19 protein-coding genes and 2 tRNA genes are annotated in these 18,862 nt (G+C 72.6%); 6 read left to right on the forward strand and 15 right to left on the reverse strand.

Annotation, left to right across the window (positions count from 1 at the left end; all coding sequences use genetic code 11):
• Positions 1–20 precede the first annotated feature (20 nt).
• Entirely contained in the window at positions 21–482 is a 462-nt protein-coding gene (locus tag AOM09_RS11510; protein ID WP_062388519.1) for a DUF3515 family protein, read from the forward strand.
• A gap of 129 nt (positions 483–611) precedes the next feature.
• On the opposite strand, the gene AOM09_RS11515 is transcribed toward AOM09_RS11510, so the two are convergent.
• From AOM09_RS11515 to murA, 4 genes are read right to left on the reverse strand one after another with little or no spacing between them, the layout of a single operon-like run.
• On the reverse strand, positions 612–1,700 hold the full coding sequence (locus AOM09_RS11515) for a D-alanine--D-alanine ligase family protein (protein WP_062388522.1): 1,089 nt from the start codon (positions 1,698–1,700) through the stop codon (positions 612–614).
• The gene (locus AOM09_RS11520) at positions 1,700–2,701 is read right to left on the reverse strand and encodes an NAD(P)H-dependent glycerol-3-phosphate dehydrogenase (protein WP_062388525.1); all 1,002 of its coding nucleotides are present in this window, start codon (positions 2,699–2,701) and stop codon (positions 1,700–1,702) included. The genes AOM09_RS11515 and AOM09_RS11520 overlap by 1 nt, the downstream gene beginning before the upstream one ends.
• Positions 2,698–3,420 carry a lysophospholipid acyltransferase family protein gene (locus tag AOM09_RS11525; RefSeq protein ID WP_062388528.1) on the reverse strand — a complete coding sequence of 241 codons (723 nt, stop codon included), beginning with the start codon at positions 3,418–3,420 and terminating at the stop codon, positions 2,698–2,700. Before AOM09_RS11525 ends, AOM09_RS11520 begins: the two co-directional genes overlap by 4 nt.
• A gap of 3 nt (positions 3,421–3,423) precedes the next feature.
• A complete protein-coding gene (gene murA / locus AOM09_RS11530) occupies positions 3,424–4,734 on the reverse strand; it encodes a UDP-N-acetylglucosamine 1-carboxyvinyltransferase (protein WP_062388530.1) in 1,311 nt (436 codons plus the stop codon).
• Positions 4,735–4,798: 64 nt separating this feature from the next.
• Between murA and AOM09_RS11535 the strand changes: the two genes are divergently transcribed.
• Positions 4,799–5,677, forward strand: a complete 879-nt coding sequence (locus tag AOM09_RS11535; protein ID WP_062388653.1) for a PfkB family carbohydrate kinase — start codon at positions 4,799–4,801, stop codon at positions 5,675–5,677.
• Here AOM09_RS11535 and AOM09_RS11540 read toward each other — a convergent pair.
• The 4 genes from AOM09_RS11540 to leuC form a co-directional block, all read right to left on the reverse strand.
• Complete coding sequence (locus AOM09_RS11540) at positions 5,674–6,270, reverse strand: nucleoside/nucleotide kinase family protein (RefSeq protein ID WP_062388533.1); 597 nt, start codon at positions 6,268–6,270, stop codon at positions 5,674–5,676. The genes AOM09_RS11535 and AOM09_RS11540 overlap by 4 nt on opposite strands.
• Positions 6,267–7,103 carry a CPBP family intramembrane glutamic endopeptidase gene (locus AOM09_RS11545; RefSeq protein WP_062388536.1) on the reverse strand — a complete coding sequence of 279 codons (837 nt, stop codon included), beginning with the start codon at positions 7,101–7,103 and terminating at the stop codon, positions 6,267–6,269. The genes AOM09_RS11540 and AOM09_RS11545 overlap by 4 nt, the downstream gene beginning before the upstream one ends.
• Before the next feature lie 142 nt (positions 7,104–7,245).
• Positions 7,246–7,887, reverse strand: a complete 642-nt coding sequence (leuD, locus tag AOM09_RS11550) for a 3-isopropylmalate dehydratase small subunit (RefSeq protein WP_062388539.1) — start codon at positions 7,885–7,887, stop codon at positions 7,246–7,248.
• A gap of 17 nt (positions 7,888–7,904) precedes the next feature.
• Positions 7,905–9,329 (reverse strand): 3-isopropylmalate dehydratase large subunit, encoded by a 1,425-nt coding sequence (gene leuC / locus AOM09_RS11555; RefSeq protein WP_062388540.1) that lies wholly within the window; start codon positions 9,327–9,329, stop codon positions 7,905–7,907.
• Between the two features lie 56 nt (positions 9,330–9,385).
• Between leuC and AOM09_RS11560 the strand changes: the two genes are divergently transcribed.
• The 3 genes from AOM09_RS11560 to AOM09_RS11570 all read left to right on the forward strand — a co-directional run bounded on the left by AOM09_RS11560 (position 9,386) and on the right by AOM09_RS11570 (position 11,189).
• Positions 9,386–10,108, forward strand: a complete 723-nt coding sequence (locus AOM09_RS11560) for an IclR family transcriptional regulator (protein ID WP_062388543.1) — start codon at positions 9,386–9,388, stop codon at positions 10,106–10,108.
• Between the two features lie 83 nt (positions 10,109–10,191).
• Positions 10,192–10,716: a hypothetical protein gene (locus AOM09_RS11565; RefSeq protein WP_062388546.1), complete on the forward strand. Its 525-nt coding sequence runs from the start codon at positions 10,192–10,194 to the stop codon at positions 10,714–10,716.
• A gap of 35 nt (positions 10,717–10,751) precedes the next feature.
• Complete coding sequence (locus tag AOM09_RS11570) at positions 10,752–11,189, forward strand: thiol-disulfide oxidoreductase DCC family protein (protein WP_062388549.1); 438 nt, start codon at positions 10,752–10,754, stop codon at positions 11,187–11,189.
• Between the two features lie 6 nt (positions 11,190–11,195).
• Here the strand turns inward: AOM09_RS11570 and AOM09_RS11575 are convergent, their stop codons facing one another.
• The 6 genes from AOM09_RS11575 to AOM09_RS11600 all read right to left on the reverse strand — a co-directional run bounded on the left by AOM09_RS11575 (position 11,196) and on the right by AOM09_RS11600 (position 16,233).
• The gene (locus AOM09_RS11575) at positions 11,196–12,299 is read right to left on the reverse strand and encodes a hypothetical protein (protein WP_062388551.1); all 1,104 of its coding nucleotides are present in this window, start codon (positions 12,297–12,299) and stop codon (positions 11,196–11,198) included.
• 31 nt (positions 12,300–12,330) lie between these two features.
• On the reverse strand, positions 12,331–12,897 hold the full coding sequence (locus AOM09_RS11580; RefSeq protein ID WP_062388553.1) for an RNA polymerase sigma factor: 567 nt from the start codon (positions 12,895–12,897) through the stop codon (positions 12,331–12,333).
• Positions 12,898–13,071: 174 nt separating this feature from the next.
• Positions 13,072–14,088 (reverse strand): hypothetical protein, encoded by a 1,017-nt coding sequence (locus tag AOM09_RS11585; protein WP_062388556.1) that lies wholly within the window; start codon positions 14,086–14,088, stop codon positions 13,072–13,074.
• Positions 14,089–14,132: 44 nt separating this feature from the next.
• Complete coding sequence (locus AOM09_RS11590; RefSeq protein WP_062388558.1) at positions 14,133–14,684, reverse strand: RNA polymerase sigma factor; 552 nt, start codon at positions 14,682–14,684, stop codon at positions 14,133–14,135.
• A gap of 168 nt (positions 14,685–14,852) precedes the next feature.
• A tRNA-Glu gene (locus AOM09_RS11595) sits at positions 14,853–14,928 on the reverse strand.
• A gap of 351 nt (positions 14,929–15,279) precedes the next feature.
• Complete coding sequence (locus AOM09_RS11600; protein ID WP_169747655.1) at positions 15,280–16,233, reverse strand: glycosyltransferase family 61 protein; 954 nt, start codon at positions 16,231–16,233, stop codon at positions 15,280–15,282.
• Positions 16,234–16,572: 339 nt separating this feature from the next.
• Between AOM09_RS11600 and AOM09_RS11605 the strand changes: the two genes are divergently transcribed.
• Complete coding sequence (locus tag AOM09_RS11605) at positions 16,573–18,726, forward strand: ATP-dependent Clp protease ATP-binding subunit (protein ID WP_062388563.1); 2,154 nt, start codon at positions 16,573–16,575, stop codon at positions 18,724–18,726.
• A 57-nt stretch (positions 18,727–18,783) separates the two neighbouring features.
• On the opposite strand, the gene AOM09_RS11610 is transcribed toward AOM09_RS11605, so the two are convergent.
• Positions 18,784–18,855 (reverse strand) — tRNA-Gln (locus AOM09_RS11610).
• Positions 18,856–18,862 lie beyond the last annotated feature (7 nt).

An 18,862-nucleotide genomic window follows, 5' to 3' on the forward strand; every position in this document is an offset into this window, starting at 1 on the left:
GCGACGCCTAGGCTCTCCCCATGGCCCGCCCTCTCGCCCTGCTCGCTCCCGTGCTGGCGACGGCGACGCTCGCGGCCTGCGCGAGCCCCCTGCCCGTGGATCCCGCGCCGTACGCCGCGGACCCGGACTGTGCGCGCGTCATGCTCGCGGTGCCCGACGTGGTGGGCGGGCTCGAGTACCACGAGACCACCTCGCAGGCGACCGCGTCGTGGGGCGAGGACTATCCGTTGGTGATGCGCTGCGGCGTCGAGCCGCCCGGTCCCACCACCGACGAGTGCCTCGCGATCGACGCGTCGGGGGTCGCGGTCGACTGGCTCGTCATCGACGACGGCGACCGGTGGCGCACCGTGAGCTTCGGCCGCTCCCCCGCCGTCGAGCTGCTGGTCCCCAAGGAGCGGGCTCAGGACGCGCTCGGGGACGTCCTCGCCGAGGTGTCGCCGGCCGTGTCGCGCGCGCCGTCCAACGGCCTCGAGTGCCGCTGAGCCCCCTCCCCTCCCCGTGACACTCGCAACGGAGTGAGTCCCGGGTCGGCGGTGTGTCGCGTGGGTGTGGCCACGGATCGCCGGCGTGTCGGTCCGAGATCCGTTGCCAGTGTCAGGGCTTTGGAGCGGTCAGCGCAGCCCGACGGGCCTCTCGAGCGCCACGGTGAGCAGCGTCTCGATCAGCTCGCGGTAGGAGATCCCCGCCGCGGCCGCCATCCGCGGGTACATCGACGTCGTGGTGAAGCCCGGCATGGTGTTGATCTCGTTGACCACCACGCCGCCGGCGTCCGTAACGAAGACGTCGACCCGGGCAAGCGACTCCGCGCCGATGGCCCGGAACGCGCGCTTGGCGTAGTCGGCCACCGTCGCCGCCACCGCGGGCTCGAGCGACGTCGGGCACAGCAGCGTCACCGCGGCCTCGTCCAGGTACTTCGCGTCGAAGTCGTAGAAGTCGTGGTCCCCACCCGTGATGATCTCCCCCGGCGGCGAGGTGAGCAGCCCGCCCGGGGTCGCGAGCACCGCGGTCTCGATCTCGCGCCCGACCACGGCGGCCTCGATGAGCACCTTCGGATCGTGCTTCTGCGCGTCGGCGACAGCGGCCTCGAGCGCGTCCCACGAGGACACCTTCGAGATCCCCATGGACGATCCGGCGCGCGCGGGCTTCACGAACACCGGCAGCCCCAGCGCCTCGATCCGCTCACGCTGCGCGGCCACGCCGTGCACGGGCGTCACCACCACGTCGGGCGTCACGGGCAGCCCCGCGTCGGCGAAGATCGTCTTCATGAACTGCTTGTCCATGCCCGCGGCGGACGCGAGCACGCCCGAGCCGACGTAGCGCGCGTCGACCAGCTCGAGCGCCCCTTGCACGGTGCCGTCCTCACCCCACGGGCCGTGAAGCAGCGGGAACACCACGTCGATCTCGCCGAGCGACCGCATCGTGCCGTCCTCGACCACGCGCCACTCGCGCGATCCCGCCTCGAACGGCGGGAGCACCACGGCGTGCGAGCGCGGCACGTCGGGCATGGCGCCGTCGACGATGCGCCAGTCGCCCGGCTCGGTCGAGGCGAGCGTCCAGCGGCCCTCGCGGGTGATCCCGATGGCGACGACGTCCCAGCGGTCGCGGTCGATCGCGCCCAGCACGCCGCCCGCGGTCACGCACGAGACGCCGTGCTCGGTCGACCGGCCGCCGAAGACGATCGCCACGGTGGGCTTGGCCATCAGTCGACCTCCGCCTTGCGCGGCCGGGTGATGAGCGCCTCGATGACAGCCTCGACGGGAGCCTCGCCCGCGAGCATCGTCACGACGCCGTCGCAGATGGGCACGTCGACGCCGGCCTCGCCGGCGAGCTGCTGCACCGCGGCGGCGGTCTTGACGCCCTCGGCGGTGCCGCGCGTGAGCGCGATCGCCTCGTCGAGCGAGCTGCCGCGCCCCAGGTGCGCGCCCAGGGTGTGGTTGCGCGACAGCGGCGACGCGCAGGTCGCGATCAGGTCCCCCATGCCGGCGAGCCCCGAGAAGGTCTCGGGTCGGGCGCCGATCGCGAGGCCCAGCCGCGTGATCTCCGCGAGCCCTCGCGTGATGACGGTCGCCGTGGTGTTGTGCCCGAAGCCGAGGCCGTCGGTGATGCCCACGCCCACGGCGATGACGTTCTTGTAGGCGCCGCACAGCTCGACGCCCACGAGGTCGTCGTTCGTATAGGGCCGGAAGTAGGACGATGCGGTGGAGGCGGCCACCAGCTCCGCGGCTTCGGCGTCGGCGGCGGCCACCACGGTCGCGGTGGGCTGACGCTGCGCGATCTCGCGTGCGAGGTTCGGTCCCGACACGACGGCGACGCGCTCCGGTGCGAGCGACCACACCTCGGAGAGGACCTCGGACATGCGTGCGTGGGTGCCCCTCTCGATGCCCTTCATGAGCGAGACGGCGACCGCGCCCGACGGCACCAGGCCCGCGAACGGCGCGACGATCTGCCGGACGTGCTGCGCCGGGACTGCGACCGCGACGATGTCCGCGTCCGCGAGCGCCTCCTCGATGTCCGTCGTCGCGTGGATGCCCACGGGAAGCTCGACGCCGGGGATGGAGGCCTCGTGGCGCCGATCGTCACGGACGGAGCGGATCACCTCCGCGTCGCGACCCCACAGCGTGACGTCGGTGCCCGCATCGGCCATGACCGCCGCGAAGGTGGTGCCCCAGGCGCCCGCGCCGAGCACCGCCGCCCGCGTCATCGGGCGGGCCTCCCGTCGCCCTTGGCGCGCATGTCGTACGGCTTCTCCGGCGGCGTCTCCCCACGAATCTCCGCGACCATGCCTGTCAGCGTAGCCATGATGCGGTCGGTGGCCTCGCGCAGGGTGGCGGTGTCGAGATCGCCGCCGCGCAGGTCATCGAGGTCCACGGCGGGGCCGGCGACCACCGTGATCGTCTTGCGCGGGACCGGGTGGATCATCTTGCCGTAGCGCGGCAGCAGACGATGCGCGCCCCACTGGGCGATGGGGACCACGGGCACACCCGTGGACAGCGCCATCCGCGCCACGCCGGTGCGCGCGGCCATCGGCCACAGCTCGGGGTCGCGCGTGAGGGTGCCCTCGGGGAACATCGCGATCATGTCGCCGCGCTCGAGCACGTCGACGGCCGCGTCGACGGCCTCGGCCGCACGGGACGTCCCGCGGTGCACGGGGATCTGGTCGAAGCCGCGCAGCAACCAGCCGATGAACGGCGCGCGGAACAGGCTCTCCTTCGCGAGGATGCGCGGCGGGTGGCCGTTGTTGTAGAGGAAGTGCGCGAGCGTGAGGGGGTCCGCGTAGGACACGTGGTTCGACACGGCGATGAAGCCCGTGTCCATGGGCAGGTGCTCGGCACCGTGCCAGTCCTTGCGGGTCGCGGACGTCAGCAGGGCCTGCAGGGGCCTCGCGGCGTTGCGATAGAAGCGTGACGGAGGGGTGGGCACGGGTTACTCGACCTCCGCCCCGAGCGCCGCCAGCTTGCCGCGGAAGTTCTCGTAGCCGCGGTCGATGATGCCGATGCCCCGCACGGTCGAGGTGCCCTCCGCCGCGAGCGCGGCGATGAGGTGCGAGAAGCCGCCGCGCAGGTCCGGCACCTCGATGTCGGCCGCCCGCAGCGGGGTCGGGCCCGAGATGACCGCCGAGTGCTGGAAGTTGCGCGCGCCGAAGCGGCACGCGACGTCGCCGAGGCACTCGCGGAACAGCTGGACGTGGGCGCCCATCTGGTTGAGGGCGTCGGTGAAGCCGAAGCGGTTCTCGTAGACGGTCTCGTGGACGATGCTGAGGCCCTTGGCCTGCGTGAGGGCGACCACGAGCGGCTGCTGCCAGTCGGTCATGAAGCCGGGGTGCACGTCGGTCTGGAGCGCGATCGAGCTGAGGTCGCCGCCGGGGTGGTAGAAGCGGATGCCGTCGCGCACCACCTCGAACTCGCCTCCGACCTTGCGGAAGACGTTGAGGAACATGCCCATCGTGCGCTGCTGCGCGCCGTGGACGAAGACGTCGCCCGCGGTCGCGAGCGCCGCGGCGGCCCACGAACCGACCTCGATGCGGTCGGTGAGCGCCGTGTGGTCGTAGCCGCGCAGCCGGTCGACGCCCTCGATGGTGATCGAGCGGTCGGTCGACACGGAGATGATGGCGCCCATCTTCTGGAGCGTGTCGATGAGGTCCTTGATCTCGGGCTCGACGGCCGCGCCCTCGAGGTGCGTGATGCCCTCGGCCATCACGGCGGTGAGGAGCAGCTGCTCGGTCGCGCCGACCGAGGGGTACTCGAGCTTGTGCTTGATGCCCGTGAGCCCGTTCGGCGCCGTGAGATAGAGGCCATCCTCCATCTGCGTGACGGTCGCGCCGAACTTCTGGAGGATCTCGAGGTGGAAGTCGATGGGACGGTCGCCGATGCGGCAGCCGCCGAGGTCGGGGATGACGGCCTCGCCGAGGCGGTGCAGGAGCGGCCCGCACAGCAGGATCGGGATGCGGCTCGATCCCGCGTGCGCCGCGATCTGCGCGGCGTCGGCCCGCACCAGGCTGGACGTGTCCATCGCGAGCACGCCGGAGTCGACGTCGTAGTCCACGCCCACGCCGTGCAGGCGCAGGAGCGAGGAGACGACGGCGACGTCCCGGATATCAGGCACGTTGCGCAGGGTCGAGGGCGTGGAGCCCAGCAGCGCGGCCACCATCGCCTTGGAGACGAAGTTCTTCGCGCCACGGACGGTGATCTCGCCCGTGAGGGGGCGTCCGCCGGTCACCCGGATCGAGTCGGTCATGGCGCCTATCTTCCCCCATGCCCGCCGCCCAGGCCGCATCGTGCACGGTCGCTACGCTGACGGCGTGACCGCCACCGCTCTCTTCGCCGGGCTCGCGACGCTCGACATCGTGCAGCTGGTCGACCGGCTGCCCGCCGCGGACGAGAAGGTCGCCGCGCTCGACTTCCAGGTGTGCGCGGGCGGGCCCGCGGCGAACGCGGCGGTGGCCTTCGCGCGCTGCGGCGGCGCACCCACGCTCGTCACCGCCCTGCCGCGTCACGAGCTGACCGAGGTGATGCGGGCGGATCTGTCCCGCTGCGGGGTCGCCGTCGTCGAGGCCGCGACCTACGACGGCCCTCCCGTCACCGCCTCGATCATGGTGACGCGCGCCACCGGGGACCGCGCGGTGGTGTCGCCCTCGGGGGTCGCGACCGGCGGCGGGCTGCTCCCCACGGTGGGGCCGCCGCTCGACGGGTTCGGCGCCCTGCTCATCGACGGCTACTTCCCCGAGATCTCGCTTCCGCTCGCGGCGCGCGCCCGTGCCGCCGGGATCCCCGTCATCCTCGACGCCGGCAGCCACAAGCCGCACACCGACGCCATGGTCGCGGCCTGCGACATCGCGGTCGTCTCGGGCGACTACGCGCCACCGGGCACCTCCGGCGAGCCCGCCGCGGTGCTCGCGCACCTGTCCCGGCTCGGAGTCGGCGCCGCGGTGATCACCCGCGGGGGCCGCTCGATGCTGTACCGGACCGCGGCGGGCGACGGCGAGGTCCCCGCGGTCGCCGTCTCCCCCGTGGTCGACACGCTGGGCGCCGGCGACTTCTTCCACGGCGCGCTCGCGTGGCGCATCGCCGCGCACGGGAGGGACGATGCGCGGCTTCCGGAGGACCTCCGGGTCGCCGCCTCGGTGGTCGCGGAGTCGCTCGGGTCGTTCGGCACCCGCGCCTGGCTGGACGGACGCTAGACGAGCAGATCCGCCTGCGTCCGGGTCGCCGCGACGAGTCGCGCATTGGCCGCGTCCACCGCGTCGACCCAGGCCACCGCATCGTCCTCCGCCCGGCCGGTCGCGACCCTGCGCGCGACCAGCCGCTCGCGCGCGACGGCCCACGTCACGTCGAGGAGCCACAGCTCGTCGAGCAGGGGCCGCACCCGCGGCCAGAGGCCCAGGTAGTTGCCCTCCGTGACCACCACGCGTGCCTCCGCGGGCACGGGGAGCCGCTCCGGGGCCACGTCGTGGATCTCGCGGTCGTAGTCGGGCGCGAGCACCACCTCCCCCGCGCGGACCCGTGCGAGCAGCGCGACGTAGGCGTCGACGTCGAACGTGTCGGGCGCGCCCTTGCGGTCGGTGAGGCCTCGCGCCGCGAGCGCGGCCGCGGTGAGGTGGAAGCCGTCCATGGGGAGGGAGGCGGCCGGCACCCCGTCGGCCTCGAGCGCCGCGACGAGCGCCCGCGCGAGCGTCGACTTGCCCGCGCCCGGGATCCCCGTGAGGCCGACGATCGCACGGCGCTCCGAGGCGAGCCCGGCCGCGCGCGCCACGAGCACGTCCAGGCTCGTCACGGCGCGGTGACGAACACGTCGAACAGCTCCGGGTGGTGCGCGTGCACGAGCACCGCGAAGACGACGGCGTCGAACAGCAGATGCACCGTCACCACGTACGGCAGCGACTTCGTCCGCGCGAAGATCCATCCCTGGACCAGGGCGAACGGGATGGTGATGAGCGGTCCCCACTCGCGGTAGCCGAGCTCCCAGAGGAAGCTGACGAACACGATCGCCTGCAGGACGTTCGCGAGCGCCATCGGGAAGTGGCGGCGCAGCAGCGCGAACACGACGCAGATGAAGAACAGCTCGTCCCACAGCCCCACCGCGTTGACCCCGACGAACAGCCGCGCGATCTCGCCGCCGCCGTCGAGCTCGGGCCAGTTGAGGTACGCGCCCGAGGAGATGAAGTAGAACGGCAGGAGCAGGTACCCGACCGCGACGACCACCGCGAGGTAGGTCCACATCGTGCGTGTCCACCGCCGGCCCGTCGCGACGGGGAACGTGATCGCATCGTCGCGGAAGCCCCACCGGCTGATCGCGGTCGGCACCAGGACGGCGAGCGACAACGCGACGGCGAAGCGCAGCATCCCGGCGTCCGAGAGGTCCGCCTCCAGGGAGATCGTCGCGATGATCACCTGCCCCAGCGCGACGAGCCCCAGGTCGCGCCCCAGGCGGCGGTCCTCGGCGAACCCGAGCGCCACCCCGAGCGCGAGCGCGATGAAGCCGAACGGCGCGAGCGGGGTCGCGTGGAGGAGCACGGCCGCGCCGCACACCAGCACGGCGGCCGTCACGCGAGACGCGGTGCGCGCGTCCGCTCGCAGCATCGGCACCTCGGGTGCGACCGGCGTCATGCCCCGACTCTGCCAGACGCGACGAATCCCGATGACGCATGGGACGGGAGCGCTCCTGGGTGAAGGCCGGGGCAGCCCCAGCCTTCACACCGGAAGACCCGCGTCACATCCACCATCGGGATTCGACGGGACGATGCGGCGGCTACGCCTCGACGGGACGCGCGGCCTCGATCTCGACGCTCGGCAGGTGCTTCGCCGGCAGCGTCGTCGGGCGCCAGGGCGCGCGGGTCGCCTCGAACGCGGTGATGTCCTCCTCGTGCTGGAGGGTCAGGCCGATGTCGTCGAGGCCCTCCATGAGGCGCCAGCGCACGTAGTCGTCGATCTCGAACGGGACCGTGAGCTCGCCGCAGGTGACCGTCCGGTGCTCGAGCGAGACGGTGATCTCCTTGCCCGGCTCGGCGTCGAGCAGCTTCCACAGCAGCTCGATGTTCTCCTGGGACACGACGGCCGCGAGGAGGCCCTGCTTGCCGGAGTTGCCGCGGAAGATGTCCGCGAAGCGGGAGGCGATGACCACCTTGAACCCGTAGTCCTTGAGCGCCCACACGGCGTGCTCGCGGGACGAGCCCGTGCCGAAGTCGGGGCCCGCCACGAGGACGCTGCCGTTCTTGTAGGCCTCCTGGTTGAGGATGAACTCCGAGTCGCCGCGCCATGCCGCGAACAGCGCGTCGTCGAAGCCCGTCTTGGTGACGCGCTTGAGGTAGACGGCGGGGATGATCTGGTCGGTGTCGACGTTCGAGCGACGCAGCGGGACGCCGACGCCCGTGTGGGTGGTGAACTTCTCCATGTCGGTTCTCCTTACGGTCAGACGAGCGCCGCGGGGGCGTCGACCAGGTCGGCGGGGCTGGACAGGGTGCCGCGCACGGCGGTGGCGGCGGCCACGAGCGGCGACACCAGGTGGGTGCGGCCGCCCTTGCCCTGCCGCCCCTCGAAGTTGCGGTTCGACGTGGACGCCGAACGCTCCTGCGGACGCAGCTGGTCGGGGTTCATGCCGAGGCACATCGAGCAGCCGGCGTTGCGCCACTCCGCTCCGAAGTCCTTGAAGATCTGGTCGATGCCCTCGGCCTCCGCCTGGAGGCGGACGCGCGCCGAGCCGGGGACGACGAGCATGCGCACGCCCTCGGCCTTGGTGCGGCCCTGGATGACCTCGGCGGCGGCACGCAGGTCCTCGATGCGGCCGTTGGTGCACGAGCCCAGGAAGACCGTGTCGATGGCGATCTCGCGCAGCGGCGTGCCGGGCGTGAGGCCCATGTACTCGAGCGCGTTCGCGGCGGCCTCGCGGTCGACCTCGTCGGCGATGTCGTCGGGGTTCGGGACGTCGGCCGACAGCGGCAGGCCCTGGCCGGGGTTGGTCCCCCACGTGACGAAGGGCTCGAGGTCCGCGGCGTTCAGGTTCACCTCGGTGTCGAAGACCGCGTCCTCGTCGGTGACGAGCGTCTTCCAGTACTCGACCGCGGCGTCCCAGTCCTCGCCCTCGGGGGCGTGCGGGCGCCCCTCGACGTAGTCGAAGGTGGTCTGGTCGGGGGCGATGATGCCCGCGCGGGCGCCGGCCTCGATCGACATGTTGCAGACCGTCATGCGCGCCTCCATCGAGAGCGCGCGGATCGCGTCGCCGCGGTACTCGAGCACGTAGCCCTGGCCGCCGCCGGTGCCGATCTTCGCGATGATCGCGAGGATGATGTCCTTGGCGGTGGAACCCTCGGGCAGCTCGCCGTCGACGTTGATCGCCATGGTCTTGAACGGCTTGAGCGGGAGCGTCTGGGTCGCGAGCACGTGCTCGACCTCGGACGTGCCGATGCCGAAGGCCAGCGAGCCGAACGCGCCGTGCGTCGAGGTGTGCGAGTCTCCGCACACCACCGTCATGCCAGGCATCGTGAGGCCGAGCTGCGGGCCGACGACGTGCACGACGCCCTGGTCGGCGTCGCCGAGCGAGTGGATGCGCACGCCGAACTCGGCCGCGTTGGAGCGCAGCGTGTTGATCTGGATGCGCGAGGTCTCGTCCGCGATCGGCAGGTCGATGTCGAGCGTCGGGGTGTTGTGATCCTCGGTCGCGATGGTGAGGTCCGGCCGGCGGACCTGGCGGCCCGCGAGGCGCAGGCCCTCGAAGGCCTGCGGGCTGGTCACCTCGTGGCACATGTGAAGGTCGATGTAGATGAGGTCGGGCGCGCCGTCCTCACCCTTCCTGACCAGGTGGCTCTCCCACAGCTTCTCGGCAAGGGTGGTTCCCATCGCGCTCTCCTTCGCCCACGTCGACATCTCATGTTTTGAGACGCTAGTATCGGTCCGTGGACAATCATAGCGGAGTCGGAGTCATTGACAAGGCGGCGGCGATCCTCGGCGCCCTCGAGCAGGGGCCTGCGACCCTCGCCGAGCTGGTCGCCTCGACGCACCTCGCGCGGCCGACCGTGCATCGTCTCGCCCTCGCGCTCGAGCACCACCATCTGGTAGGCCGCGACGCGTCGGGCGCCTTCGTCCTGGGACGACGCTTCGCGCAGCTCGCCGCCTCGGTGAACGAGGACCGCCTCGTGTCCGCCGCGCAGCCCGTCCTCACGGTCCTGCGCGACCGCACCGGCGAGTCCTCGCAGCTCTACCGCCCGCACGGCGACGAGCGCATCTGCATCGCCGCGGCGGACCGCCCCATCGGCCTGCGCGACTCGATCCCGGTCGGCACCACCATGACCATGACGGCCGGCTCCGCGGCGAAGATCCTGCTCGCATGGTCCGAGACCGAGCGCATGCACCGCGGCCTCGCGACGGCGAGGTTCACCGCCGCCGAACTCGAGCGCGTGCGCCAGAACGGCTACGCCGAGAGCGCCGGCGAGCGCGAGCCCGGCGTCGCCTCGGTCTCCGCCCCCGTCTGGGGCGCCGCCGGCACCGTGATCGCCGCCGTGTCGATCTCGGGTCCCGTCGAGCGGCTCACCACCGCCCCCGGGGCCGTCCACGCGGGCGCCGTGGTGGACGCGGCGCGTCAGCTCACCGAGGTGCTCCAGCGCACCGTCATCGCGTAGAGCCACCCCTCCCGCTCCCCCGCGGCGGGCCGCGGTGACCTTGGTCCCTGTCGCGCGCGCGCTGCACGGCCCACCCTGACGGCATGGACGTGGTGGTCTTCGAGTCGCTCTACGGCAACACCGCGGCGATCGCGCGCGCGATCGCCGCTGGGCTGGGCGAGGGAGCCCGCGCCCTGACCACCTCGGACGCCACCCCCGACGTCGTCCGGTCCGCACACCTGGTGGTCGCGGGCGCACCCGTCCACGGCCTGGGCCCGCCGTCGGAGCGCTCGCGCGCCTCCGCGCGCGCGAAGCCGCAGGGCGAGCTGCGTCTCGAGGCGGACCTCGGACACGTCTCCATGCGCGCGTGGCTCGACACCCTCCCGCGCGGCCCTCGCCTCGCCGCCGCGTTCGACACCCGCGTGCGCGGGCCCCTGGGACACGGGGCCGCCACGGCGATCGCGCACGCGCTCGCGGCCGACGGGCTGACGCTGCTCGACGAGCCTCGCGGATTCACCGTGCACCTGCACACGAGCTCCTCGCAGCCCGGCGCGCTGCTGGGAGTCGGCGAGCTCGACGCGGCGCGCGCGTGGGGTGCGCGGCTCCGCGCGCTCGCGGCCGCCGCCTGAGCCACAACGGCGCCGCCCGGGACTAGCCTGGGACGATGCACACGATCGTGGTCTTCGACGGCGAGTGCGGCCTGTGCAACGGCTTCGTCGCCTGGCTGCTGCCCCATGACCGGGACGGCGCGTTCCGGATCGCGGGATCGGCCGGCGAGGTGGGTCGCGCGGTCCTGGACGTCGCGGGGCTGGACCACGATCTCGCCGGCTCGACCATCGTCGTCTGGGACGGTCGCCGCGCCCTCATGCGCACCGACGCCCTCGTCGCGATCGCCCGGGGCCTGCCCTGGCCGTGGCGCGCCGCGGCCGTGATGCGCATCGTCCCGCGGCCGTGGCGCGACTCCGCGTATCGAGCGATGGCCAGACGGCGTGCGCGTCAGCACGCCGACGACCCGGCGTGCGGCGTGCCGCCGGCGCACCTGCGGGAGCTGTGGCGCACGCGACTCGCGACGCTCGAGGACGTCGCTGTCCGCGCGACCTGACTCGGATCAGCGCGCCGCGGCGGCCCGCTCCTCCGCGCGACCGCCGCGAGCGGCGTCGGAGACCCCGCGCTCGCCGCGCCGGTCCGCCCACGACCGATCGACGGTGCCGTTCCGCTCGCCCGCCTTCTTCTGCGCGCTCTTGCCCTGATCCTGGCGCGTCGCGCCGGAGCTCTTCTCGAAGGCATCCGCGCGCTCGGGCTCGCCGGCGGCCTCGCGGCGCTCGGTCGCCTTCGGCTGCGACGTGACGGCGTCGCGCTCGGCGGGATCGGCGGCCTCACCGTCGACGCCCTCCGCATCGTCGCCGTCGGCCGGGGCTGCCACCTCCGGCGAGGCCACCGCCTCGACACGGTCACGGCGCTCGCCGTGCTCGCGGTACTCGCGGTCCTCGCGGTCCTCGCGCCACGCGAGGTGGAGGTCGCGGTAGCGCTCCGCCACGCCCTGGCCGAACTCGCGGCCCTCCGCGTCCGTGGTCGACATCCAGTCGAGGATGTCGCGCAGGCACTCGTGGACCTGGTCGGACACGCCGTGCCCGGTCTCGGCTCCGGCGGCGGCATCGCCCTCGGTCGCCGTGCCGGCGTCATCAGCGTCGACGTCGTCAGCCTCGTCTGCGGGGGCGTCGAGCGCGGCGAGCTCGTCCTCGGACAGGACCTCGGCGACGATCTCGTCGACGAGCGCGAGCGCGTCCTCGTCGGCACCCTCGTCGGTCACGCGACGCGCCTCGGCGAGCCGCTCCTCGGTACCGCCGCCGCCGAGCCCGACGCGCTCGAGCGCCCGGTCGAGCCCGTAGAGCGCGTCTCCCGGGGCCGCGCCGTCCGCGGCGGCGGCGCCACCCACGAGGCCAGCGACCAGAAGCGCGGCCGCGCCTGCCAACGCGGCGCGCACCCGACCCGTGGTCCGGCGGGACGATGCCGGCGCCGGGGGCGCCTCGACGGCCTGGGCGGCGGCGATGCTCGCGAGCGCCGCTCCGGCACGCGCCGCATCGTCGTCCGTCGGCGCGACGTTGAGGGCGCGCAGGGCCTCCAGCTCGTCGGCCACGCGGTCGAGGCCCGCGGGGCGATGGCCGTCGAGCAGGCGTGCGGCGTCGCGCTCGTCGAGGTTGTCGTGCGTCATATCCGGTTCATCGCCGGGCACGGCCGAAGTGTTACACCAGCGATGCGACGGCGGCGCCGAGCTCGCGCCGCAGGACCGCGAGCGCGCGGTGCTGGGTCACGCGGACGGACGCCTCGCTGATGTCCAGCGCCGCCGCGACCTCGCGAGCGGACAGGCCCGCCACGACGCGCATGAGGAGCACGTCGCGCTGCCGCTCCGACAGGGGCGCAAGGATCTGCGAGACCGCCTGGCTCTGCTCGACGAGCAGCGCCTGCTGCTCGGCGCTCGGCACCACGTCGCGCAGCGCGGTCGCCAGCGCATCGTCGTCCACCGCGGCCTCGGGTCGCCGACCGGCGCGCCGGAACGCGTCGATCATGCGCCGGTGCGCGATCGAGAACACCCAGGCGCGCAGGTCGGACTCGTCGCCGACGAAGCTGGCGAGAGACCGGGCGACGTGAAGGAACGTGTCCGCAGCCTCGTCCTCCGGCGACGGGGACCGTCGAGCGGCGAGGTAGCCCCGCACCGGGCCCGCAATCTCGCGGTAGAGCGCGGCCCATGCCCACTGTTCGCCGTGACGCGCGGCCGCGAGCACGGAGTCGAACGCCGGACCGAGGCTCATGCGCGGGCCGCACGCGTGCGGTGGAGGGCGGAACGAGGTCGAGGCATGGCCGCAGACGCTAACACGGCCCGGCCCGAGTCCCGCAATCCGGACGGAACGCCCGGACCGGATCGGCCCGGCACACGACGGCGCCCCGGGACCTGCCGGGTCCCGGGGCGCCGGAGCGGTGCACTCCTACGGCTGATTTGGGGAAAACGCCTGATCGGAGCCGCTCTGGTGGTCGGGCATGGGGGATGCGCCGACACCTCCTGATGTTCGTGATGTCCGGGAGCCCTCCCAGCGACCGTCCCAGTCCTGTGCATCGCCGCCGGACCACCCGCCGTCCCAGCCGTCCGCACCCTGGCGCCACGCCTCGCCGTCGGGCTTCCAGGCCGCCGGCGCCTCGGCCGCGTCCTCGGGAGCGACGCCGTCCGCCTGCGGAGGCGCGACGGGGTCGGGGGGCTCCGCTCGGTCCTCGGCCCGGGACCAGGTGCGAGGCTCCTCCGCCACGGGCGCGGGGGCGACGTCGTCGTCCGCCGCGGGCGCATCGACCTTCGGTGCGGGGATCCGCCTGGCCCGTTCGATCACGCCCGAGTCGAAGTCCTCGACGGAGAAGTCCGGCGCGGAGAAGTCCGCCTCCGCCATCCAGTCGAGCAGGTCCTTCACGCTCGCGCGCACCTCCTCGGACGTCTCGGACGCATCCGCGCGCAGCCGCCGTGCCGCGGCGAGGAGCTCCTCGCTCGCGTCTGCGTCGACCTCGGCCACGCCCGCGGCGTGCTCGACCGCACTCCCGAGGTCTCCCCTGCCGTCGAGCCGCAACGACTCCGCGAGGCGCTCCGCCGGTCCGCCCCGGCAGATGCCGAGGCGCTCGAAGGCGAGGTCGATCTCGTAGAGCGGGTCGCCTGGTGCCGCCGGGTCGGCCGCCGCCGCGCCCGCCGCGACGCCGCCGATCAGCAGCGCGAGCGCTCCCGCCGACGCCGTGCGCGACCGCCAGCGGCCGCCGGTCGCCGCGGACTCGCGACTGAGGGGGATGCGCGAGTCCGCGGCGACGGTCGCGAGGGCGATCCCGATGCGTGCAGCATCGGCCTGTGCGGCACCGGGCGCGAGACGCCGAAGCGCCTCGATCGCTGGGACGGCATCGGCCAGCGCGGCGGGTGCGTCGCCCCGCAGCAGCCTGTCGATGTCCCGGTCCTCGCCGGTGGATCCCCTCACGGCACTGCAATCGCACGCGTCGCCGGAACGGTTACATCCCGGCGTCACACCTGCCGGTCGAGCGCCCTCCTGAGCGCGCCGATCGCACGATGCTGCGCCACCTTGACCGCGGACTCCGACTTGCCGAGCACGTGCGCCGCCTCGCGGACGGACAGCCCTCCGACCACGCGCAGGAGCATGATCTGCCGCTGGTCGTCGCTGAGGCCCGCGAGGATCTCGCGCGCACCGTCGAGGCCGTCGCGCAGCAGCGCCTGCTGCTCGGCGCTGGGCGCGAGCTCGGCGGCGGAGACCTCGTCGGCGGAGCCGGCCGCGGCGACGGGGCGCACGCGCGCGCGCCGATGCGCGTCGACCATCCGTCGATGCGCGATCGAGAACGCCCAGGCGCGGAACTCCCGCTCGCCGCCCTGGAATCCGCCCAGGTTGCGGGCGATGTGGAGGAACGTCTCGGACGCCTCGTCCTCGGGCTCGGGAGAACCCCTGCCGGCGAGGTAGCCGCGGATGGGTCCCGACAGGTCGGCGTAGATCGCCGTCCAGGCCCAGTCCTCTCCTGAGCGGGCGGCCGCGAGCACGGTGTCGAACGCGGGGCCGAGCGTCATGCGCGGGCTCCCGCGGCCTCTTCCACGCGAGGGCACGGCATGGTTCCCGACGCTAACACGGGCACCCTGCGATTGGGCAGACCCGACATTTCCAACGTGGCAGGACGATGCACGAGGTCGCCGGGGAAGCAGAGAACCCCCTCGCCGGCGAGGGCGAGGGGGTTCGGATGGTAGCCCCGACGGGATTCGAACCCGCGCTACCGCCTTGAGAGGGCGGCGTGCTAGGCCGCTACACAACGGGGCCCCTAGCTGCTTCAGTCACCCTTACCGGGCGGCTGGCGCGAGATAAAACTTTACAGCATGGTCCGCGCAGATTCCAAATCCGCGCCCCCGTGCCGCCCAAGTCGGCTTCGCACCAGGGGCGATTCTATCCCTAAGCGCGAGCGGTACACCCATGCGGGCGCGACCCGCCGCGCGCGACGGTCGCGCCAGCCGCCAGCCGCCCGCCGTCCGCACCGGCCGCCCTCTCCCTCCGACCACAAGTCACAGCCAGCGAGCATCCCAGCGAGCACTCACGCGGCAGTCCCGAGTCGACGGCCTCGAGGGCCGTGACTTGGCACGGCGCGCAGAGGCGGCGCACCCTCGCGCGCGGGCGTCACAACCGATCGAGCACTCGACGCAGCGCCGCGACGTCGACCCTGAAGTTCGCGTGCGCCTCATCGCCGATCGATGCGCAGTCGAGGGCGCGGTACCGCTGCCCCGAAGCGATCGCGAGCGTCGCGAAGTACGGATGACGATGTCCGTCGGGCATGAGCTCGACCACCGCGGTACCAGGAGGGCTCGCGGGCGCGTCGGCGAGCGCAGCACCGTGAGCGGCGACGATGAGCTCCGCCGCAGCGAAGTCGTCGAGCGCGAACCGCGATGCGCGGGGATCGTAGAGCTCGAGGTCGAACTCGTCGCACAGCCCAGCCACCTCGTCGCGGTTCTCGACGGTGCGCCTCTCCCCCTCCCGCAGGATCATGAGCCGGCGCCGCGCGCCCGAGAGGTCCGGCCGTGCGGCGGCACGCATCATCGTGGCCGGCGCGCTGCTGTAGTTGCGCGGACGCCCGGGGAACGTCGTCTGGACCAATCGGTCGCACACCAGGTTGGCGCCGCGCTCCAACGTGATCACGCGCTCGCCTTCGAAGCCGAGACGCGCGAGCATCAGATCGATCCCCGCCGTGCGGAACTGCGGCACCGCGATCCGATCGACACGATCGAGCTCGAATCCGGCCTCGAGCAGCACACCGAGGCGGGAGAGACCGTCGAGGACCGCATGGCCGAAGTTCTTGCGCGTGAAGATCGAGCTGAGGTTGACCGTCACACCCGGGAGCCGCGCTGGCGCCGACAGCCGCATCTCGCGCTCATAGTCGCGCCCCGCGGATCGCTCGTGAACATTGACCGCATCGATGAGCAGGTCGCCGCCGCGGGTCGTCGGGAAGCCCAGGTCGGTCAGGATCCGGCCGTCGCGGAACACGCCCAAGCCCACCTCAGGCATACGCGAGATCAGCGGCGTCGCGAACGGGATGGCACGCCCGTCCTCGAAGACGGCCGACGACAGATCACGCACATGCGCAGGTGTGGCCATGCGGTAGCTGCGCCCAGCGAGCGCGCGCACCCGCCCCGCAGTCGGCGGCCTGGGGACCGGACGGCGACCCTTCTTCCCCGGAGGCCCGGCTGCGTCGATCGCCTCACGCCACCGCGCCCTCGCCTCGCGCAGGCGCCGCACCCGGCGCATTGCTGACCCCACGGAAACCCCGCTTCCTGCTCGAGCACAAGTCACCCGCCACAGTACCGCCGCGCCGCAGCGGCCTCGAACGGTCATCATTGCCAACGTTCGCGGAGTTATGTAAAGTTGAGCGTAGTTGACTCAAGTAACGAGATACCGGCATTCCATCAGGAGGTTCACATGACCGCACAGCCCGCGGCTCCCGTCCAGCAGGAGCAGCAGAGCGCGCTCGAGCAGTTCGGGCAGGACTTCACCGCCCTCGCCGAGCAGGGCGCGCTCGACCCCGTCATCGGACGCGACGAGGAGATCCGTCGCGTCATGCAGGTGCTCACGCGCCGCACCAAGAACAACGCCGTGCTCATCGGCGAACCCGGCGTCGGCAAGACCGCCATCGTCGAGGGCCTGGCCCAGCGCATCGTCGCCGGGGACGTCCCCTCCTCGCTCAAGGACCGCCGGGTGATCGAGATCGCCATGAGCTCGATCGTCGCCGGCGCGGCCTTCCGCGGCCAGTTCGAGGAGCGCCTCAAGTCCGTCCTCAAGGAGGTCGAGGAGTCCGAGGGGAGGATCATCCTGTTCGTGGACGAGCTCCACACGATCGTCGGCGCGGGCCGCGCCGAGGGCTCGGTGGACGCGGGCAACATCCTCAAGCCCATGCTGGCGCGGGGCAAGCTCCGCATGATCGGCGCGACGACGCTGAACGAGTATCGCGAGCACGTCGAGACCGACAGCGCGCTCGAGCGCCGCTTCCAGCCGGTGTACGTGGGCGAGCCCAGCATCGAGGACTCCGTCGCGATCCTGCGCGGGCTCCAGGAGAAGTACGAGGTCCACCACGGGGTGAAGATCACCGACGAGGCGATCGTGCAGTCCGCACGCCTGTCGGACCGCTACATCAGCGACCGGTTCCTCCCCGACAAGGCGGTCGACCTCATCGATGAGGCCACGTCCGCGCTCAAGATGCAGCTCGACTCGATGCCCATCGAGCTCGACCGCGCACGGCGGCGCATCATGCAGCTCGAGATCGAGCGCACCCAGGTGGCCAAGGACAAGCACGAGGCCGCCAAGGCCCGGCGCGAGGAGATCGACCGCGACATCGCACGGCTGCGCGCCGAGTCCGACGCCCTCACCATGCGCTGGGCGCGGGAGAAGGACCTCATCGTGCGCGTCTCGCAGGCCACCGAGCGGCTCGAGGGCCTGCGCGGCGATCTCGAGCGGGCCGAGCGCTACGGCGAGCTCGAGCGAGCGGGCCGCATCCGCTACGGCGAGATGCCGGCCGCCGAGGCGGACATCGCGAGGGCCCGCGCCGAGCTCGACGCCATCCCCGCTGACGAGCGCATGCTGCGCGAGGAGGTCACCGGCGAGGACATCGCCGCGGTGGTCGCGCGCTGGACCGGGGTGCCCGTCGAGAAGCTCCTCACGGACGAGTCGGGCAAGCTCTCCCACCTCGAGGACCGCCTCCATGAGCGCGTGGTGGGCCAGCATCGTGCGATCGCGAGCGTCGCGGACGCGATCCGCCGCGCCCGCGCGGGCATCGCGGACGCCAACCGGCCCATCGGCTCGTTCCTGTTCCTGGGTCCCACGGGCGTGGGCAAGACCGAGCTTGCGCGCGCCCTCGCCGAGCAGCTCTTCGACGACGAGCGCGCGATGATCCGCATCGACATGTCCGAGTACATGGAGAGCCACGCGGTGTCGCGCCTCATCGGCTCGCCGCCCGGCTACGTCGGCTACGACCAGGGCGGCCAGCTCACCGAGGCCGTGCGTCGGCGTCCCTACAGCATCGTGCTGTTCGACGAGGTCGAGAAGGCCCACCCGGACGTCTGGAACGTCCTGCTCCAGGTGCTCGACGACGGCCGCCTCACCGACGGCCGCGGCCGCACCGTCAACTTCACCAACACCATCATCGTGATGACGTCGAACCTGGGCTCGGACATCGTGCTCGCCTGGGACGGCTCGGACCGGGGTGCGCTCGAGGCGTCGCTCCACGGGGTGCTGCGACGAGCGTTCCGCCCCGAGTTCCTCAACAGGCTCGACGACGTGGTGATCTTCGACCGGATCGACCCCAGCGCCATGGAGGGGATCGTCCGCACCGAGCTCGAGAGGACCATCGCGCGGCTCGCCACGGCGAAGGACATCCGCCTTTCGGTGGACGATGCGCTGCGCACGTCTCTCGCGCAGGACGGCTTCGACCCCGCGTTCGGCGCTCGACCGCTCAAGCGCCTCATCCAGTCGCGCCTGCTCAACGAGCTCGCCAAGGAGATCGTCGACGGGCGCGTCCGCGAGGGGGACGCCATCACGGCCGGCTGGGACGGCCGGGCGGTGACGCTCGCCGTCGCGTGATCGCTCCGGACAACGCAAGAGGCCCCGCCATCAGGCGGGGCCTCTTGTCTGCAGAAGCTGGGCTACAAGGATTCGAACCTCAACTAACGGAACCAGAAACCGTCGTGCTGCCAGTTACACCATAGCCCACTGCGTT

This window comes from Demequina iriomotensis (assembly GCF_000971395.1).
GTDB lineage: Bacteria > Actinomycetota > Actinomycetes > Actinomycetales > Demequinaceae > Demequina > Demequina iriomotensis.

What these genes read in the sequence shown, in the direction of transcription:
- AOM09_RS11545 (WP_062388536.1), bottom strand. Translation starts at nt 7,103, where the DNA reads ATGACGCCGGTCGCACCCGAGGTGCCGATGCTGCGAGCGGACGCGCGC.
- AOM09_RS11515 (WP_062388522.1), bottom strand. Translation starts at nt 1,700, where the DNA reads ATGGCCAAGCCCACCGTGGCGATCGTCTTCGGCGGCCGGTCGACCGAG.
- AOM09_RS11575 (WP_062388551.1), bottom strand. Translation starts at nt 12,299, where the DNA reads ATGACGCACGACAACCTCGACGAGCGCGACGCCGCACGCCTGCTCGAC.
- AOM09_RS11570 (WP_062388549.1), top strand. Translation starts at nt 10,752, where the DNA reads ATGCACACGATCGTGGTCTTCGACGGCGAGTGCGGCCTGTGCAACGGC.
- AOM09_RS11510 (WP_062388519.1), top strand. Translation starts at nt 21, where the DNA reads ATGGCCCGCCCTCTCGCCCTGCTCGCTCCCGTGCTGGCGACGGCGACG.
- AOM09_RS11605 (WP_062388563.1), top strand. Translation starts at nt 16,573, where the DNA reads ATGACCGCACAGCCCGCGGCTCCCGTCCAGCAGGAGCAGCAGAGCGCG.
- AOM09_RS11520 (WP_062388525.1), bottom strand. Translation starts at nt 2,701, where the DNA reads ATGACGCGGGCGGCGGTGCTCGGCGCGGGCGCCTGGGGCACCACCTTC.
- murA (WP_062388530.1), bottom strand. Translation starts at nt 4,734, where the DNA reads ATGACCGACTCGATCCGGGTGACCGGCGGACGCCCCCTCACGGGCGAG.
- AOM09_RS11580 (WP_062388553.1), bottom strand. Translation starts at nt 12,897, where the DNA reads ATGAGCCTCGGTCCGGCGTTCGACTCCGTGCTCGCGGCCGCGCGTCAC.
- AOM09_RS11565 (WP_062388546.1), top strand. Translation starts at nt 10,192, where the DNA reads ATGGACGTGGTGGTCTTCGAGTCGCTCTACGGCAACACCGCGGCGATC.
- AOM09_RS11590 (WP_062388558.1), bottom strand. Translation starts at nt 14,684, where the DNA reads ATGACGCTCGGCCCCGCGTTCGACACCGTGCTCGCGGCCGCCCGCTCA.
- leuD (WP_062388539.1), bottom strand. Translation starts at nt 7,887, where the DNA reads ATGGAGAAGTTCACCACCCACACGGGCGTCGGCGTCCCGCTGCGTCGC.
- leuC (WP_062388540.1), bottom strand. Translation starts at nt 9,329, where the DNA reads ATGGGAACCACCCTTGCCGAGAAGCTGTGGGAGAGCCACCTGGTCAGG.